A 16,897-nucleotide genomic window follows, 5' to 3' on the forward strand; every position below is an offset into this window, starting at 1 on the left:
CCCTTACCCTTCAGCCGGAAAGACGTCGCCGGCGGCGATGGTGCGGAGGCTGCCGCCGGGCAGTTCCAGCAGCAAGCGGCCGTCAGCGTCCAGGTCGCGGAAAACGCCTTGCAGCGTTTCCTGTGGCAGACGCACCTGGATCTCCTCTCCTTTGCTCGTGGCATGGCGGAGCCAGGCGTTGCGCAGGGGGGCGAAGCCTTCGTCCAACCAGCGATTGACCCAGCCCAGATAGTGACGGCCGAAGGCCTCTAGCAGGTCCACCTCCGTGACGTCCGGCGGCGTTCCCTCGAAGCGCAGCGAGGTGGCGGGATAGGCGGTCTCCTTTGGAAAGGTCGCCACGTTGGTACCGACGCCCAGCAGCAGCCAATCGAGGCTCCCATCCGCCCGCGACTTCGACTCCAACAGGATGCCCGAGACCTTGCGGCCGTTCAGCAGCACGTCGTTCGGCCATTTGAAGGTCACGTCCAGCGGCGGACAGACGCTGCCGATGGCATCGGCCATACCGAGCGCCGTCGCAAAGCCGAGCTGCGCCGCGTCGGCAGGGGCGCAGTCCGGTCGCAGGATGAGCGTCAGGTAGAGGTTCCCGCGGGGACTGTCCCATTCCCGGCTCTGACGGCCGCGACCGGAGGTTTGTTCGCGCGCCCAGACCAGCGTTCCGTCGTCGGCGCCTTCCTCGGCCAGACGACGCGCCTCGTCCATGGTCGAGCCGACGCTGTCCAGAGAGACCAGGCTGTAGGCGGTGGGAAGCTTGGGGCTGCGAGAAGCGTCTTTAGGTGGAATCATCCCGAAACCGTGAAAAACGCGCGGGCCGCAGCCGCAGCGCTATCGACCACGGGCCCTGGCACGACGAAGAAGAAGAGGATCGCAACGGCGGTGCCGCCGATGACCAGGTCCAGTTCGCGCCCGACCGGCCGGTCGAAGGCTTCAACCGGTTCGTCGAAGTACATCAGCTTGACGATGCGCAGATAGTAATAGGCGCCGATCACCGAGGTCAGCACGCCGATCACGGCCAGGACGTAGAGCTGCGCCTCGATGGCCGCGAGGAAGACGTAGAGTTTTCCAAAGAAGCCGGCGAGCGGCGGGATGCCTGCCATGGAGAACATGAAGATGGCCAGAGCCAGCGCCATCAGAGGATGGGTCTTGGAGAGCCCCTTGAGGTCCTCGATGTTCTCCACCATCCGCTCCTTCTGGCGCATGCAGAGGATGCAAGCGAAGGTCCCGATGTTCATCAGGATGTAAATGGCCATGTAGATGGCCACGCCGCGAATGCCCTCTGGCGTGCCTGCCGAGAGCCCGACCAGGGCGTAACCCATGTGCCCAATGGAGGAGTAGGCCATCAGGCGCTTGATGTTGGTCTGCTGGATCGCGGCCAACGCGCCCAGAATCATGGAGGCGATGGCAATGAAGACGACGATCTGCTGCCACTGGTCCGCCAACTCGCCGAAGGGCCCCATCAGAACCCGTACGATCAACGCCATGGCGGCGACCTTCGGCGCGGTGGCGAAGAAGGCGGTCACGGCGGTCGGCGCGCCCTCGTAGACGTCCGGCGTCCACATATGGAAGGGTACGGCCGAGATCTTGAAGGCAAGCCCCGCGGTGACGAAGACGATACCGATCAGGGCGCCGAGCGATAGTCCCTCCCCGGCCGCCGCCTGAGCCGTGAAAAGCTCGGCCAAGGCCGTGAAGGAGGTGGTGCCGGTGAAGCCGTAGACCAGGGACATGCCGTAGAGCAGCATGCCCGAGGACAGGGCCCCGAGAACGAAGTACTTCAGCCCCGCCTCGCTCGACCGCAGCGTATCGCGCCGGAAGGCGGCGATCACGTAGAGCGCGAGCGACTGCAGCTCCAGTCCGACGTAGAGGGAGATGAGGTCGTTGGCCGAGACCATCATCAGCATACCGACCACGGCGAAGACGATCAGAACCGGATACTCGAAGTGATCCATCTGTTCGCGGCGGATGTAGCCGAAGGAGATCACCAGGGTCAGGGCCGCCGCGACGAGGATCAGCACCTTCATGAAGTCGCCGAAGCCGTCGTTGATGAAGAGGTCGTTGAAGGCCAGCGGCGCCCGCTCCGGCCCCAGAAGCAGCAGGGCCAGCGTTCCGATCAGCGCCGCCACGGCCAGGATCATCGCCGTCCGGGTCGCCTGCGCGCGCGAATAGACGCCGACCAGCAGGATCGCGATGCCGGCGGAGGCCAGGAAGACTTCCGGCAGTGCGGAGATCAGGGACAGGGTCAGACTTGCGGAATCCATGGCGAGCGACTCAGTTCAGCGGCCAAAGGCGGGCGAACGACGTCCCTTCGGAGGTCGCGAGCGCCAGTTCGTAGTTCTCGATCAGATTGGCGACGGAGGCGTCCATGACCTCCAGCAGCGGCAGGGGATAGATGCCGAAGATCAGAGCGGCCGCGAGCAACGGCGCGAAAACCGCCTTCTCCCGCCAGGACATGTCCGGCAGCGTCAGAAGGTCTTTCTTGGTCAGGGCGCCGAAGATGACGCTGCGATAGAGCCACAGCATGTAGGCGGCCCCCAGCACCATGCCGCTGGCGGTCAGCAGCGCGACCCAGGTGTTGGCCTGGAAGGCGCCCATGATGATCAGGAATTCGCCGACGAAACCGCTGGTACCCGGCAGGCCGACGCTCGCCAGCATGAACACCATGAAGACCAGAGCGTAGCTCGGCATGTTCTCCGCCAGCCCGCCGTAGCGCGCGATCTCCCGCGTATGCAGGCGGTCGTAGATGACGCCGACGCAGAGGAAGAGCGCCGCCGAGACGACGCCGTGGCTCAGCATCTGGAAGATCGCGCCCTCCAGACCCTGCTGGTTGACGGTGAAGATCCCGACGGTCACGAAGCCCATGTGCGCCACGGAGCTGTAAGCGATCAGCTTCTTCATGTCCTTCTGCGCCAGGGCGACCAGCGAGGTGTAGATGATCGCCACGACCGACAGGGTGAAGACCAACGGCGTGAAGAAGGCGGAGGCCTCGGGCAGCATCGGCAGGGAGAAGCGGAGGAACCCGTAGGCCCCCATCTTCAGCAGCACACCGGCCAGAATGACGGAGCCCGCCGTTGGCGCCTCCACGTGGGCGTCGGGCAGCCAGGTGTGGACGGGCCACATCGGCACCTTGACGGCGAAGGACGCGAAGAAGGCCAGCCAGAGCCAGATCTGCATCTGGAAGGGAAAGGTCTGCGTCATCAGCGTCGGGATGTCCGTGGTCCCGGCGCTGAAGTACATGGTCAGCAGGGCCAGCAGCATCAGGACGGAGCCGGCCAGGGTGTAGAGGAAGAACTTGAAGGCCGCGTAGACCCGCCGCGCGCCGCCCCAGATCCCGATGATCAGGAACATCGGGATCAGAACGCCCTCGAAGAACATATAGAAGAGCACGAAGTCGAGGGCGCAGAACATGCCCACCATCAGGGTCTCGAGGACCAGGAAGGCGATCATGTACTCCTTAACGCGGGTCTTGATGGCGTCCCAGCTCGCCAGTACGCAGAGCGGCGTCAGCAGGGTCGAGAGCAGGACGAAAGGCATCGAAATGCCGTCGACGCCCATGTGGTAGCCGATGTTGAAGTCGGGCAGCCAATCGACCCGCTCGACGAACTGAAACTCCGCCGTCCCACGCTCGAAGCCGAACCAGATCAGCAGACTGAGCGCGAAGGTGATCAGGCTGGTCCAGAGCGCCACGAAGCGGGCGTTGCGGGCCACGACCTCCTCTTCTCCCCGGATGAAGAGAATGAAGGCGGCGCCCAGCAGCGGCAGGAAGGTAACGAGAGAAAGAAGCGGCCACTCGCCCATCGGTTCACCCAGCCGTCGTCACGATGTACCAGGTGACCAGGGCGGCGACACCGATCAGCATGGCAAAGGCATAGTGGTAGACGTAGCCGCTCTGCAGCCGGCTCGCCCGCTGGGCGAGGTTGCGCGTCAGCGCCGCCACGCCGTCCGGCCCGACCCCGTCGATCAGGGCGCCGTCGCCGGCCTTCCAGAGCCCGTGGCCCAGATACCAGGCCGGACGCACGAAGACAGCGTTGTAAAGCTCGTCGAAGTACCACTTGCGCAATGAGAAGAGATAGAGCGGCCGGAAACGCTGCGCGATCAGCCCCGGCAGGGCCGGCTTCCGCACGTACATCACCCAAGCCAGAACGATTCCGACAAGGGTCACCACCATCGGCAGCGCCTTGACCCAGAAGGGAACGTGGTGGGCCGCCTCGATGATATCGGTCAGCGCGAAGATGGCACCGTTCCAGAAGGTGTCCCGCCCGTCACCGACGAAGGGCCCGTAAAAGAGAGCGCCTGCACCGAGGGCCCCCGCCGCAAGGATGTAGAGCGGCCAGATCATCACGCGCGGCGCCTCATGAGCGTGCGCGAAGGTCTCGGCATCGGCACGCGTCTCGCCGTGGAAGGTCAGGAACAGCAGGCGGAAGGAGTAGAAGGCTGTCATAAGCGCAGCGGCGATGCCGAGCCAGAAGGCGAAGCTGCCGGCGCCGCTGTGGGCCGCATAGGCCGCCTCCAGCACGATGTCCTTGGAGTAGAAGCCGGCAAAGCCGATCCCCAGACCCGGAATACCGAAGCCGACCAGAGCCAGGCTGCCGATCCACATCAGCGCGTAGGTCACGGGGATCTTCTTGTAGAGCCCGCCCATCTTGAACATGTCCTGTTCGTGATGCATGGCGTGGATCACGGCGCCGGCGCCCAGGAACAGCAGCGCCTTGAAGAAGGCGTGGGTCATGAGGTGGAACATGGCCGCGCCATAGGCCGAAACGCCGGCGGCGAAGAACATGTAGCCGAGCTGCGAACAGGTCGAATAAGCGATCACCCGCTTAATGTCGGTCTGGGTGAGGCCGACCGTGGCGGCGAAGAAGGCGGTCGCGCCGCCGACGATGGTCACCACCGTCAACGCATCGGGCGCGAACTCGAAGACCGGCGACATGCGGCAGACCAGGAAGACGCCAGCGGTGACCATGGTGGCCGCGTGGATCAGCGCCGAGACCGGTGTCGGCCCCTCCATGGCGTCCGGCAGCCAGGTGTGCAGCCCGAGCTGCGCCGACTTGCCCATCGCACCGATGAAGAGCAGCAGGCAGATCACGGTCAGGGCGTGCCACTCGATGCCGAAGACCGAGAGGGTCGTGTCCTGGAACTCGGCAGCGCGGCCGAAGATCTGATCGAACTCGACCGATCCGAACAGCAGGAAGATCGCCGCGATGCCCAAGGCATAGGCGATGTCACCGACGCGGTTGACCAGAAAGGCCTTCATGGCCGCGGCATTGGCGCTGGGGCGGTCGTACCAGAAGCCGATCAGCAGGTACGAAGCCACGCCGACCCCTTCCCAGCCGAAGAACATCTGCACCAGGTTGTCGGCACTCACCAGCATCAGCATGAAGAAGGTGAAGAGCGACAGGTAGGCCATGAAGCGCGGGATCGACTTGTCCTCGGACATATAGCCGACCGAGTAGATGTGCACGATCGCCGAAACGATCGTGACCACGCAGAACATGATGGCCGTCAGCGTGTCGACCCGGAGCGCCCAGCTCAGCTCGAAGCGGCCGGAGTCGATCCAGGTGAAGAGTTCCGTGGTCCGGGCGTTGCCCTGCAGGGCGACGTCGATGAACACGATGACCGAGATCAGAGCCGCGAGGCACAGCAGGCTGCAGGTCACGACCTGTGCGCCACGGTCGCCGAGCGCCCGGCCGAACAGACCGGCCAGCGCCGCGCCGATCAGCGGCAGAAAAACGATCAGTGCGTCGAGCATACCGACCTCAGCCCTTCATCATGTTGATGTCTTCCACCGCGATGGAACCGCGGTTGCGGAAGTACACCACGAGAATGGCCAGGCCGATGGCGGCCTCGGCGGCGGCCACCGTCAGGATCAACATGGCGAAGACCTGCCCGACGAGATCGCCGAGATGCCAGGAGAAGGCCACCAGATTGATGTTGACGGCGAGCAGCATCAGCTCGACCGACATCAGAATGATGATGACGTTCTTGCGGTTCAGGAAGATCCCGAACATGCCCAAGGTGAAGAGGATCGCCGCGACCGTCAGGTAGTGCGCGAGGGTCAGTTCCCACATCGCTCAGATCCCGCTCCCGCTCGGCACGTCCTTGACCTCGATCGCCTCGTCGCGAGAGATCGCGATCTGCCGCGCAATCGATTGCCGCTTAACCCCTTCGCGCTGGCGCAGGGTCAGAACGATGGCGCCAATCATTGCCACCAGCAGGATCAGTCCCGAGGCCTGGAACAGATAGACGTAGTCCGTATAGAGCACGCGGCCGAGCGCCTCCGTATTGGTGATCTGATCGCCTGGCGGGATCGGCACGCGGGCCACGGCCTCCGCCGCCTCCGGTGCGCCGAAATAGAAGCCGGCGACCATGATCAGCTCGACCATCAGGATCACGCCGATCAGTCCGCCGATCGGCAGGTACTGCAGGAAGCCTTGGCGCAGCTCCGCGATGTTCACGTCCAGCATCATCACGACGAAGAGGAACAGCACGGCGACCGCGCCGACGTATACGATCACCAGGATCATCGCCAAGAACTCGGCCCCGATCAGCACGAAGAGGCCGGCGGCGTTGAAGAAAGCGAGGATCAGGAACAACACCGAGTGGACCGGGTTGCGCGACGAGATCACCATCACGGCCGAGGCGACCATGATGGCGCTGAACAGATAGAAGCAGAGAACCTGCACGATCATTCGATCTTCCCCGACACCCGATCTACCGCGCTCCGCGAGGCCCTAGCCATCGCCAAGCACTGGTCTCAAACGAAACGGCGGCGTCCCCTTTCCGCCCGGACGGCAGCCCTAAACCCCCAAGCGGCACCTGCACGCTTCCTGCGGCGCGGTAACGGCGCCCTCTCTTACGCTCTAGCGGTAGGGCGCGTCGAGGGCGATGTTCTGCGCGATCTCCTGCTCCCAACGGTCGCCGTTCTCGAGCAGCTTGTCCTTGTTGTAGAAGAGTTCCTCGCGCGTTTCCGCCGCGAACTCGAAGTTCGGCCCCTCGACGATGGCATCGACCGGACAGGCTTCCTGACAGAGGCCACAGTAGATGCATTTGGTCATGTCTATGTCGTAGCGGGTCGTCCGGCGACTGCCGTCGGCGCGCGGCTCGGCCTCGATGGTGATCGCCAGAGCCGGGCAGATCGCTTCGCAGAGCTTGCAGGCGATGCAGCGCTCTTCGCCGTTGGGATAACGGCGCAAGGCATGCTCACCGCGAAACCGCGGACTCAAGGCCCCCTTCTCGTGGGGATAGTTCAAGGTCACCTTGGGGCGGAACATGTACCGCAGGGTCAGGCTCATGCCGCCCAGAAGCTCGCTGAGCAGCAGACTACGTGCGGTTCGGTCCAACATCGCCATGACGGTTCGGCGTCCTTTGCGCCTCGGTTCCGGTTAGGCCGGCAGCCAGTCGAAGTAGATCAACACGCCGGCCGTCAAAACCACCCAGGCCAGCGAGATCGGCAGAAAGACCTTCCAGCCCAGGCGCATCAACTGGTCGTAGCGGTAGCGCGGAAAGGTCGCGCGGATCCAAAGGAAGAAGAAGAGCACCAGGGCCACCTTCGCCGCGAACCAGATCGGTCCGGGGATCCAGGTGAAAGGCGCGATGTCCAGGATCGGCAGCCAACCGCCTAGGAAGAAGATCGTCACCATCGCGCTCATCAGAATCATGTTGGCGTATTCGCCGAGGAAAAAGAGCGCGAAGGTCATCGAGGAGTATTCGACGAAGTAGCCGGCGACCAGCTCCGATTCGCCTTCCGGAAGATCGAAGGGCGCGCGGTTGGTCTCGGCCAGAACGGAGATGAAGAAGATCACGAACATCGGCAGCAGCGGGATCGCGTACCACAGCCCCTGCTGCGCATTGACGATGTCGGTCAGGTTCAACGAGCCGGCGCAGAGCACCACGGTGATCAGCACGAAGCCCATCGAGACTTCGTAGGACACCATCTGGGCCGCCGAGCGCAGGGCGCCGAGGAACGGGTACTTCGAGTTGGAGGCCCAGCCGGCCATGATGACGCCGTAGACGCCGAGCGAGGAGACGGCGAAGAGAAAGAGCACGCCGACGTTGATGTCGGCGATCGCCCAGCCCTCCGCGACGGGGATCACGGCCCAGGCCATCATCGCCAGGGAGAAGGTGATCATCGGCGCCAGGATAAAGATGACCCGGTTGGCGCCGGCCGGCAGTATGGTCTCCTTGAACAGCAGCTTCAGGCCGTCCGCCAAGGGCTGCAGCAGTCCGAAAGGCCCGACCACGTTCGGTCCCTTGCGGAGCTGCATCGCCGCGATGACCTTGCGCTCGGCATAGGTCAGGTAGGCGACGGCGACCAGCAGCGGCACCAGAATGGCGACGATCTGCGCCACGATGATGCCTGTCGGCATAAGGTAGCTGTCGAAAAAACCGTTCACGCTATCCTGTCCTTAAACCCTGCCCCAAACCCCGCACCGTCCTCAAAACCCTATCGCCACCGCGAGAGCGCCCTACTCCGCCGCCTGGGAACGGGGCGCCACGAAGGCCTCCGTACAGGCAGCCATGGTCTTGGAGGCGCGGCTGATGGGGCAGGTCATGTAAAAGTTCTGAACAGGCAGGTCAAACGCCCCCGCCTGCAGCGGCCCTTTGGCGCCGAAGGGCTCCCAAGCTGGCGGCTCCAGGGTGTCGATTGCCGCAAAGACCGGATACGACTGCACCAGGCGGGCACGGAGGTCGCCCAGGCTGTCGTAGGGCAGCTTGGCCCCCAGCCGTTCCGACAGCGCGCGCAGAATGGTCCAGTCTTCGCGGGCCTCGCCCGGCGGGAAAGCCGCGAGGCGCCCGAGCTGCACGCGGCCTTCGGTGTTCACGTAGGTGCCGTTCTTCTCGGTGTAGGCGGCGCCCGGCAGGATCACGTCGGCACGCTGCGCCCCGCTGTCGCCGTGATGGCCCTGGTAGACGACGAAAGCGTCGCCCAGACGGCTCGTGTCGATTTCGTCGGCACCCAGCAACCAGACTGCCTCGATCTCACCCGTGCCGGCGCCAGACAGAATTCCCTCCAGATCGCGGCCGCCCTCGCCGGGCAGAAAACCGAGATCCAAGCCACCGACCCGGGACGCCGCGCGGTGAAGCACGTTGTAGCCGTTCCAGCGCTCGGGCGCCTTGGCGCCGGCCGCACCGACCGATTCGGCCAGCTCTCTAGCTAAGGCGATCAAGGCCGCACCGTCCGGCCGTGCAACCGCGCCGGAGCCCAGCAGGATCATCGGCCTTTCGGCCGCTTCCAGGACCTTGAAGAAGTCGCCCTCGCCCTTCGCAAGGGTCTCCAGCGCATCCGGTCCCTCGCCCAGATGCTGGGTGTCGTAAGTCAGCTCGACCCGCGGGCCGATGACGGCGATCGGAAGGCCGGTCTGCAGGAAACGCTTGCGGATGCGGGCGTTGATCATCGCCGCTTCCCAGCGCGGGTTGCTGCCGATCAACAGGATGGCATCCGCCTGCTCAATGCCGGCAATGCCCGTGTTGAAGAGATACTCGACGCGCGGCCCACCACCCAGCTTCGCGCCGTCCTGCCGGCACTCCAGATGGGGCGAGCCCAGGGAGGTCATCAGGTCCTTGAGAGCGAACATCGACTCGGCATCGCAAAGGTCGCCGGCGATGGCCGCGATCTTGTCGCCGGGCAGTCCCTTGAAGCGCGCGGCGACGGCGTCGAAGGCCTCGTTCCAGCTCGCGGGCTTCAGCTTGCCGTCAGCCCCACGCACGAAGGGCTTGTCGAGTCTGCGGTAGTGCAGACCGTCCACGGCCTGGCGCGTCTTGTCGTTGATCCACTCTTCGTTGATGTCTTCGTGCAGGCGGGGCAGCACCCGCATGACTTCACGCCCGCGCGCATCGACCCGGATGTTCGAGCCGACGGCGTCCAGCACATCGACCGACAGGGTCTTGCGCAGTTCCCAGGGGCGCGCGGAGAAGGCGTAGGGCGCGTTGGTCAGCGCGCCGACTGGGCAGACATCCACCAGGTTGCCCGAGAGTTCGGAGTCGATCGCCTTCTCCAAGGTCGTGATCTCGGCGTGCTCGCCGCGCCCGACCAGACCGATCTCCTCCACGCCGCCGATCTCCGTCGCGAAGCGGACGCAGCGGGTGCAGTGAATGCAGCGGGTCATGATCGTCTTGATCATGGGCCCCATATACTTCTCGGAGACCGCCCGCTTGTTCTCCTCGTAACGGCTGGAATCGTAGCCGTAGGCCATCGCCTGGTCCTGCAGATCGCATTCGCCGCCCTGGTCGCAGATCGGACAGTCGAGCGGATGGTTGATCAGCAGGAACTCCATCACGCCGTTGCGGGCTTTCTTGACCTTCTCCGTGTCGGTCCGGATCACCATCCCGTCGCCGACCGGCATGGCGCAGCTCGCGATCGGCTTCGGCGCGCGCTCCATCTCGACCAGGCACATGCGGCAGTTGCCGGCGACCGAGAGGCGCTCGTGGTAGCAGAAACGCGGAATCTCGAAACCGGCCAGCTCGCAGGCTTGCAGCACGGTGATGCCGGCCGGAACCTCGACTTCCTTGTCGTTGATGGTCAGCGTGGGCATGAAGAAACGCTCCTAAGCCTCTGCTTTGGCCTGTTTACTCGGCTGCCGCGGCGGTTTGCCGGCCGGACTTATAGTCTGCGATCCGGCGCTCCAGCTCGGGCCTGAAGTGACGGATCAGCCCCTGGATCGGCCAAGCCGCCGCATCGCCCAGGGCGCAGATGGTGTGGCCTTCGACCTGATAGGACACATCCAGCAGCAGGTCGATCTCCTCCAACTCCGCTTCGCCGCGCACCATCCGGGTCATGACCCGGAACATCCAGCCGGTGCCCTCTCGGCAGGGCGTACACTGGCCGCAGGACTCGTGCATATAGAAGTGGCTAAAGCGGGCGATGGCCTCGACGATATCGGTCGACTTGTCCATCACGATGACGGCGGCGGTGCCGAGACCGGACTTGGCCTCGCGTAGGGAATCGAAGTCCATCAGGACGTCGTCGCAAATCGACTTCGGCAAACAGGGAACTGAGGACCCGCCCGGCACCACGGCCAGCAGGTTGTCCCAGCCGCCGCGCACGCCACCGCCGTGCTTCTCGATCAGCTCCTTCAGCGGAATTCCCATCTCCTCTTCCACGTTGCAGGGCGTGTTCACATGCCCGGAGAGAGAGAAGATCTTGGTTCCCGCGTTCTTCGGTCGTCCGAGACCGGAAAACCACTCGGGGCCTCGACGCAGGATGGTCGGCACCACAGCGACCGTTTCCACATTGTTGACCGTGGTCGGGCAGCCGTAGAGGCCGACGGCGGCGGGAAAGGGTGGCTTCAGGCGCGGCTGGCCCTTCTTACCCTCCAGCGACTCCAGCATCGCGGTTTCTTCGCCGCAGATGTAGGCGCCGGCGCCACGGGTGACGAAGATATCGAAGTCCCAGCCGGACCCGCAGGCGTTCTTGCCCAGCAGCCCGGCATCCCGCGCCTCCAGGATCGCGGCTTCGAGCCGTTGCAGAGGCTCCCAGTACTCGCCGCGAATGTAGATGTAGGCGGCGTTGGCACCCATCGCGAAGCCGGCGATCAGGCAGCCCTCCAGCAGTAGATGCGGATCGCTGCGCAGGATCTCCCGATCCTTGCAGCTGCCCGGCTCCGACTCATCGGCGTTGACCACGAGATAGTGCGGCCGACCGTCGCTCTCCTTGGGCATGAAGGACCACTTCAGACCGGTCGGAAAGCCGGCGCCACCGCGGCCGCGCAGATCCGACTGCTTGACCGTCTCGACGATCTTCTCGCGGCCCATCTCGATCAGGGCCTTGGTGTTGTCCCAGATCCCACGCGCCTGGGCGCCCTTCAGCCCCCAGTCCAGCTCGCCATAGAGATTGAGGAAGATGCGGTCCTTGTCTTGCAGCATCGTCTTTCCCCTACCCCGCGTCCGCCAGAAGCGTACGACGGCCCTCGCGTGGCGGCTCGCTGGACACGCGCCCGCTTTGCGAGCCGGACTCGACCGCCTTGCCCTCGCGGAGCGCGCGGATCACGGCCTTGGCCGTCTCTGGCGTCAGATCCTCGTGGTAATTGCGGTCATTGACCTGAAACATCGGCGCATTGGCACAGGCGCCGAGGCATTCGACTTCGCTGACCGTGAAGAGGCCGTCGTCGCTGGTCCCGCCCAGCTTGGCAACCCCAGCCTCCTCCAGACAGGCCTGGCTGATTGCGTCGGAGCCGCGCAGCCAGCAGGAGGTGGTGCGGCAGACCTGGATGTGGTGCCGTCCAAGTGGCTGTTCGTTGATCATGGTGAAGAAGCTGGCGACCTCATGAACGCGGATCGGTGCCATCTCCAGGTAGGACGCCACGTAGTCGATCTGATCCTGCCCGATCGAACCGCCGTTCTGATCCTGCGCCAGGTAGAGCAGCCAAAGGACGGCCGAGGCCTGACGGCCTTCCGGGTAGCGGGCGATATATCCGTCCGCCTTCGCCTGGTTCTCCGGCGTGAACGCGAAGCCGCCACTGTCGGGCGCGCGGTAACTCGTTACCTTCATCGGTCGACCTCGCCGAAAACGATGTCCATGGAGCCGAGAATGGCCACGGAATCCGCCAACATGTGACCCCGGCAGAGTTCATCCATGGCGGCCAGATGGGAAAAACCGGGCGCGCGGATCTTGCAGCGGTAGGGCTTGTTGCTGCCGTCCGAGACCAGGAAGACGGCGAACTCACCCTTCGGCGCCTCGACGGCCGTGTAGGTTTCGCCCGGCGGTACGTGGTAGCCCTCGGTGTAGAGCTTGAAGTGGTGGATCAAGGCCTCCATCGAGCGCTTCATCGTGGCACGGTTGGGGGGACTGACCTTGCTGCTTTCGACCATCACCGGGCCGGCCGGCATCTTCTCCAGGCACTGCTCGACGATCGCAATCGACTGCCGCATCTCCTCGATGCGCACCAGGTAGCGGGCGAAGCAGTCGCCGGTCTTGCCGACCGGAACCTGAAAGTCGAGCTCGTCGTAGACATCATAAGGCTGCGCCTTGCGCAGATCCCAGGCAACGCCCGACCCGCGCAGCATCGCGCCGGAGAAGCCCCAATCCAGGGCCTGTTCCTTGGACACGATGCCGATGTCGACCGTGCGCTGGCGGAAGATGCGGTTGTCCGTCAGCAGCTCTTCCAGGTGGTCGACATGCTTCGGGAAACGCTCGCAGAAGGCCTTGATGTCGCCGACCAGTCCCGCCGGCAAATCCTGATGCACTCCACCCGGCCGGAAGTAGGCCGCATGCAGCCGTGCACCACAGACCCGCTCGTAGAACTCCATGACCCGCTCGCGTTCTTCGAACGCCCAGAGGATCGGCGTCATTGCGCCGACGTCCAGGGCGAAGGTGGCGATGTTGAGAAGGTGGTTCGCGATCCGAGTCAGCTCGCAGAACATCACCCGGATGTACTGGCCGCGCTCAGGCGGCTCGATCCCGAGCAGCTTTTCGGTCGCCAGGGCGAAGGCATGCTCCTGGTTCATTGGGCTGACGTAATCCAGGCGATCGAAGTAGGGAATCGCCTGCAGATAAGTCTTGTACTCGATCAGCTTCTCGGTGCCGCGATGAAGCAGGCCGACATGCGGATCGGCGCGCTCCACCACCTCGCCGTCCATCTCCAGCACGAGGCGCAGCACGCCATGCGCGGCCGGGTGCTGGGGGCCGAAGTTGAGGGTCATCGGCTTGATCTGGACATCCGTCGCGGTCATGCCTTGCTCTCCTCGCCACCGGGCTGCTGCTCCGCGGCTTTTTCGTCGCCCGGCAGGATTCCCTGCATGCCTTCCCAGGGCGATGCGAAGTCGAAAGTGCGGAACTCCTGGGTCAACTTCACCGGTTCGTAGACGACACGCTTCTGATCCTCGTCGTAGCGAACCTCGACGTAACCGGTCAGCGGGAAGTCCTTGCGCAGCGGATGCCCCTCGAAACCGTAGTCGGTGAGGATCCGGCGCAGATCAGGATGGTCGCCGAAGAAGATGCCGAAGAGGTCCCAGACCTCGCGCTCCAGCCAGATCGCAGAACTGAAAACAGCTGCGACGGAAGGAACGGTCGTTTCGTCGTCGGCGGCCAGCTTCACCCGCAGGCGCTGATTGTGCTTAAGCGACAGAAGGTTGTAGACGACCTCGAAACGCTGTTGGCGGTCCGGATAATCGACGGCCGTGACGTCAACCAACTGCTTGAACAGAAGATTCTGATCGTCGCGCAGCTGCGTCAGCAGCTCTACGAGCCGCTCAGTCGACGTCCAGACGATCAGTTCGCCACGGATCGACTCGATCTCGGCAACGCTTTCGCCGACAGACATCGAAACATAGTCGGCGAGGTCCTGAAGCGCCGGCGGGAGCGCTGCGGTCATCATCTCTCCTCTGGGCCCTCGGAGGCCTCGGCGCGCCCGATCAGCGGGCGATCGCAGCCTCGCGCTTGATTTTCTTCTGCAACTGCAGAACGCCGTAAAGCAGCGCTTCGGCGGTCGGCGGACAGCCGGGGACGTAAACGTCCACCGGCACCACGCGATCGCAACCGCGCACCACCGAGTAGCTGTAGTGGTAATAGCCGCCGCCGTTGGCGCAGGAGCCCATCGAAATCACCCAACGGGGCTCGGCCATCTGGTCGTAAACCTTGCGCAGGGCGGGCGCCATCTTGTTACAGAGCGTGCCGGCGACGATCATGACGTCCGACTGGCGCGGGCTGGGGCGGAACACCGCGCCGAACCGGTCCAGGTCGTAGCGGCTGCAGGCCGTGTGCATCATCTCGACGGCACAGCAGGCCAAACCGAAACTCATGGGCCAGAGCGAGCCGGACTGGGCCCAGGCGGCCAGCTTGTCCAGATTGGCGACAATGAAGCCCTTGTCCTGCAGGTCGTCGGTGGCCTGCTTGAGAACCAGATCCTGCTCGGCACCGCGCGGAAGCGGCTGGCCTGCACCGATCACTCCCATTCCAGCGCTCCCTTCTTCCATTCATAGAGGAACCCGACCGTCAGCAGGCCGAGAAACACCACCATCGACCAGAACCCGAAGACCCCGATCTCCCCCAAGGAAATAGCCCAGGGAAACAGGAAGGCGACTTCCAGGTCGAAAATGATGAAGAGGATGGCAACGAGGTAGAAGCGGACGTCGAACTTGCTGCGCGCATCGTCGAAGGCCTCGAAGCCGCACTCGTAGGCCGACACCTTTTCGCTGTCCGGCCGCTGGCGCGCCACGATGTAGGAGGCCACGACCATCGCCGCGGCCAAACCCAGGGCAATCCCGATGAACAGCAGGATCGGCAGATATTCGATCAGCAGGTCTTCCATGATCTCTCACCGCTGACGATGGTCGCTGGCGCATCTCGCCGGACCTGTTGGCATCGCTTGATGTCCGGGCCTCGTGACTACGGCTTCTGGCCAACGACGCCGAACTCGCGATCTTGATTGAGGGCGCAATATAGAGACGCCACCGGCTGAGGAAAAGGACGCAATGTCGCAGCGCGGCATCGGAGCAAGTGCTTTTGACAGAAGGATTCTTTTCACTCTGATCGGGAGTGGAACACGGCCACGCTAAAGACTCGGTAAAGAGCGAAGCAACCGCGAGAAAAGTGCCGGCAAACAGAGCGGGTGTGGACGCCGGCCCAACCCTCGCCTTTCGGGAAGCCGACCAGGCTTCTCATCCCATCGGCGACTCCGCTCACGGCAACGTCAGCCGGGTCAGGGCAAGAAAAAAGGCCGCTGAAATCGCGGCCTTTTTCGATCTTCCTATCGTCGGATCCAACGTGGCGGGAGTGACGGGACTTGAACCCGCGGCCTCTGGCGTGACAGGCCAGCGCTCTAACCAACTGAGCTACACCCCCAGGCGTTGGAGGCCGGCTATGTACGCTGCGCTCCGGAGGCTGTCAAGGCGGCAAACGCCTAGAGCAGGATCGCCTGAGGTGGAATCGCTCTGGCGATCCCACCTCAGGCGTGAATCCTACTCTAATCATAAGTTTAGAGTGCGATTCACCTGTTTGACGGAAGCGAATGCGCTTCCGTCAAACACGATCGCGCTCTGGAGCAGGATCGCCCCCTAGGTGCGGACATCTACTGAAGAACAAGGAGCAAGAGCGGGGCAACGGCCAAGGTCATCAGCGTCGAAACGATCACGCCTCCGGCAACATCGCCGGAGGCGCGCCCATAGCGCTCGGCAAAGAGATAGCTGTAGACGGCGATGGGCATGGCGCACTGGAGCACCAGCGCACCGGTCGCCAGCGGCCCGAGTCCGAAGGCCCAGGCGACGGCCGCCCCGCTGCCGGCGCCGATCCCGATTCGCAGCAAGCTGAGCAGCGCGGCGCGGCCGAGTCCACGCAGCGGCAGGCGAGCCAGCGAGACTCCGAGGGCAAGAAGCATCAAGGGAATCGTCAGATTGCCCAGCAGTTCGACGGCACGCCCCACGACCAGAGGCAGCCGCAAGTCGAGCAGCACAAGCAGAATTCCGACTGCCAGGGCCGGTAGGATCGGCAGAGTTAGAAGCTCACGCGGCCTGAAGGCGCCGCGTGACACGCTGATCCCTACGGTGAAGTGCCCGACCGCCGAGACCGCGAAGACCACGATTCCGAAGGCCAGTCCCGCCGGCCCGAAGGCGAAGAGCACCAAGGGAAGGCCCATGTTGCCCGTGTTGGGGAAAGTCAGCGCCGGCAGGAAGTCTCGCGGGTCCAGGCGCAGAAGCCGCAGGGCCGCCCAAGCGAGCAGTCCCATCGCCACGAAGGCCGACAGACTCGCCAGAGCGATCTGCGCGAAGGCCTCCGGTTCGGGCCGGACCTTGTCGAAGGTCGCGACCAGCAGACAGGGCGTCCCGATGTACATCACCAGTTGGGTCACGAAGGCGTTGTCGAAGGCCAGCTTGGAGCGTGCCCAGACGAAGCCGGCCGCGATGCAGAGGAAGACCGGCACGACGATGTCGAGGAGCTGCGCCAGGATCATGGACGGCTCTATAAACCTCCGGA

General features: G+C 64.2%; 16 protein-coding genes and 1 tRNA gene. All 17 read right to left on the reverse strand.

Going from position 1 to position 16,897, the window contains the following annotated elements:
- Positions 1 to 3 precede the first annotated feature (3 nt).
- The 17 genes from ACO054_RS07680 to ACO054_RS07760 all read right to left on the reverse strand — a co-directional run bounded on the left by ACO054_RS07680 (position 4) and on the right by ACO054_RS07760 (position 16,874).
- Positions 4 to 783 (reverse strand): biotin--[acetyl-CoA-carboxylase] ligase, encoded by a 780-nt coding sequence (locus ACO054_RS07680; RefSeq protein WP_421709850.1) that lies wholly within the window; start codon positions 781 to 783, stop codon positions 4 to 6.
- Positions 780 to 2,252, reverse strand: a complete 1,473-nt coding sequence (nuoN, locus tag ACO054_RS07685) for an NADH-quinone oxidoreductase subunit NuoN (protein ID WP_421709851.1) — start codon at positions 2,250 to 2,252, stop codon at positions 780 to 782. Before nuoN ends, ACO054_RS07680 begins: the two co-directional genes overlap by 4 nt.
- 10 nt (positions 2,253 to 2,262) lie before the next feature.
- Complete coding sequence (locus ACO054_RS07690) at positions 2,263 to 3,789, reverse strand: NADH-quinone oxidoreductase subunit M (protein ID WP_421709852.1); 1,527 nt, start codon at positions 3,787 to 3,789, stop codon at positions 2,263 to 2,265.
- A gap of 4 nt (positions 3,790 to 3,793) precedes the next feature.
- The gene (gene nuoL / locus ACO054_RS07695; protein ID WP_421709853.1) at positions 3,794 to 5,740 is read right to left on the reverse strand and encodes an NADH-quinone oxidoreductase subunit L; all 1,947 of its coding nucleotides are present in this window, start codon (positions 5,738 to 5,740) and stop codon (positions 3,794 to 3,796) included.
- Positions 5,741 to 5,747: 7 nt separating this feature from the next.
- A complete protein-coding gene (nuoK, locus tag ACO054_RS07700; RefSeq protein WP_421709854.1) occupies positions 5,748 to 6,059 on the reverse strand; it encodes an NADH-quinone oxidoreductase subunit NuoK in 312 nt (103 codons plus the stop codon).
- Positions 6,060 to 6,062: 3 nt separating this feature from the next.
- Entirely contained in the window at positions 6,063 to 6,680 is a 618-nt protein-coding gene (locus ACO054_RS07705) for an NADH-quinone oxidoreductase subunit J (protein ID WP_421709855.1), read from the reverse strand.
- Between the two features lie 171 nt (positions 6,681 to 6,851).
- A complete protein-coding gene (gene nuoI / locus ACO054_RS07710; protein WP_421709856.1) occupies positions 6,852 to 7,340 on the reverse strand; it encodes an NADH-quinone oxidoreductase subunit NuoI in 489 nt (162 codons plus the stop codon).
- Positions 7,341 to 7,373: 33 nt separating this feature from the next.
- Positions 7,374 to 8,384: an NADH-quinone oxidoreductase subunit NuoH gene (gene nuoH, locus ACO054_RS07715; protein ID WP_421709857.1), complete on the reverse strand. Its 1,011-nt coding sequence runs from the start codon at positions 8,382 to 8,384 to the stop codon at positions 7,374 to 7,376.
- Between the two features lie 72 nt (positions 8,385 to 8,456).
- Complete coding sequence (gene nuoG / locus ACO054_RS07720; protein WP_421709858.1) at positions 8,457 to 10,523, reverse strand: NADH-quinone oxidoreductase subunit NuoG; 2,067 nt, start codon at positions 10,521 to 10,523, stop codon at positions 8,457 to 8,459.
- 34 nt (positions 10,524 to 10,557) lie between these two features.
- Positions 10,558 to 11,853: an NADH-quinone oxidoreductase subunit NuoF gene (gene nuoF / locus ACO054_RS07725; RefSeq protein ID WP_421709859.1), complete on the reverse strand. Its 1,296-nt coding sequence runs from the start codon at positions 11,851 to 11,853 to the stop codon at positions 10,558 to 10,560.
- 10 nt (positions 11,854 to 11,863) lie between these two features.
- Positions 11,864 to 12,478 carry an NADH-quinone oxidoreductase subunit NuoE gene (gene nuoE / locus ACO054_RS07730; RefSeq protein ID WP_421709860.1) on the reverse strand — a complete coding sequence of 205 codons (615 nt, stop codon included), beginning with the start codon at positions 12,476 to 12,478 and terminating at the stop codon, positions 11,864 to 11,866.
- A complete protein-coding gene (locus ACO054_RS07735; RefSeq protein WP_421709861.1) occupies positions 12,475 to 13,659 on the reverse strand; it encodes an NADH-quinone oxidoreductase subunit D in 1,185 nt (394 codons plus the stop codon). Before ACO054_RS07735 ends, nuoE begins: the two co-directional genes overlap by 4 nt.
- Positions 13,656 to 14,300: an NADH-quinone oxidoreductase subunit C gene (locus ACO054_RS07740; protein WP_421709862.1), complete on the reverse strand. Its 645-nt coding sequence runs from the start codon at positions 14,298 to 14,300 to the stop codon at positions 13,656 to 13,658. Before ACO054_RS07740 ends, ACO054_RS07735 begins: the two co-directional genes overlap by 4 nt.
- A gap of 40 nt (positions 14,301 to 14,340) precedes the next feature.
- Positions 14,341 to 14,880, reverse strand: a complete 540-nt coding sequence (locus ACO054_RS07745; protein WP_421709863.1) for a NuoB/complex I 20 kDa subunit family protein — start codon at positions 14,878 to 14,880, stop codon at positions 14,341 to 14,343.
- Positions 14,871 to 15,236 (reverse strand): NADH-quinone oxidoreductase subunit A, encoded by a 366-nt coding sequence (locus tag ACO054_RS07750; RefSeq protein ID WP_421709864.1) that lies wholly within the window; start codon positions 15,234 to 15,236, stop codon positions 14,871 to 14,873. The genes ACO054_RS07745 and ACO054_RS07750 overlap by 10 nt, the downstream gene beginning before the upstream one ends.
- Before the next feature lie 456 nt (positions 15,237 to 15,692).
- Positions 15,693 to 15,769 (reverse strand) — tRNA-Asp (locus ACO054_RS07755).
- A gap of 226 nt (positions 15,770 to 15,995) precedes the next feature.
- On the reverse strand, positions 15,996 to 16,874 hold the full coding sequence (locus ACO054_RS07760; RefSeq protein ID WP_421709865.1) for an AEC family transporter: 879 nt from the start codon (positions 16,872 to 16,874) through the stop codon (positions 15,996 to 15,998).
- Between the last annotated feature and the right edge of the window lie 23 nt (positions 16,875 to 16,897).

Origin of the sequence: Algihabitans sp., from assembly GCF_965226985.1 — a bacterium.
GTDB lineage: Bacteria > Pseudomonadota > Alphaproteobacteria > Kiloniellales > DSM-21159 > Algihabitans.

Coding starts and splice junctions, on each gene's coding strand:
- ACO054_RS07680 (WP_421709850.1), bottom strand. CDS start 783: ATGATTCCACCTAAAGACGCTTCTCGCAGCCCCAAGCTTCCCACCGCC.
- nuoN (WP_421709851.1), bottom strand. CDS start 2,252: ATGGATTCCGCAAGTCTGACCCTGTCCCTGATCTCCGCACTGCCGGAA.
- ACO054_RS07690 (WP_421709852.1), bottom strand. CDS start 3,789: ATGGGCGAGTGGCCGCTTCTTTCTCTCGTTACCTTCCTGCCGCTGCTG.
- nuoL (WP_421709853.1), bottom strand. CDS start 5,740: ATGCTCGACGCACTGATCGTTTTTCTGCCGCTGATCGGCGCGGCGCTG.
- nuoK (WP_421709854.1), bottom strand. CDS start 6,059: ATGTGGGAACTGACCCTCGCGCACTACCTGACGGTCGCGGCGATCCTC.
- ACO054_RS07705 (WP_421709855.1), bottom strand. CDS start 6,680: ATGATCGTGCAGGTTCTCTGCTTCTATCTGTTCAGCGCCATCATGGTC.
- nuoI (WP_421709856.1), bottom strand. CDS start 7,340: ATGGCGATGTTGGACCGAACCGCACGTAGTCTGCTGCTCAGCGAGCTT.
- nuoG (WP_421709858.1), bottom strand. CDS start 10,523: ATGCCCACGCTGACCATCAACGACAAGGAAGTCGAGGTTCCGGCCGGC.
- nuoF (WP_421709859.1), bottom strand. CDS start 11,853: ATGCTGCAAGACAAGGACCGCATCTTCCTCAATCTCTATGGCGAGCTG.
- nuoE (WP_421709860.1), bottom strand. CDS start 12,478: ATGAAGGTAACGAGTTACCGCGCGCCCGACAGTGGCGGCTTCGCGTTC.
- ACO054_RS07735 (WP_421709861.1), bottom strand. CDS start 13,659: ATGACCGCGACGGATGTCCAGATCAAGCCGATGACCCTCAACTTCGGC.
- ACO054_RS07740 (WP_421709862.1), bottom strand. CDS start 14,300: ATGACCGCAGCGCTCCCGCCGGCGCTTCAGGACCTCGCCGACTATGTT.
- ACO054_RS07745 (WP_421709863.1), bottom strand. CDS start 14,880: ATGGGAGTGATCGGTGCAGGCCAGCCGCTTCCGCGCGGTGCCGAGCAG.
- ACO054_RS07750 (WP_421709864.1), bottom strand. CDS start 15,236: ATGGAAGACCTGCTGATCGAATATCTGCCGATCCTGCTGTTCATCGGG.
- ACO054_RS07760 (WP_421709865.1), bottom strand. CDS start 16,874: ATGATCCTGGCGCAGCTCCTCGACATCGTCGTGCCGGTCTTCCTCTGC.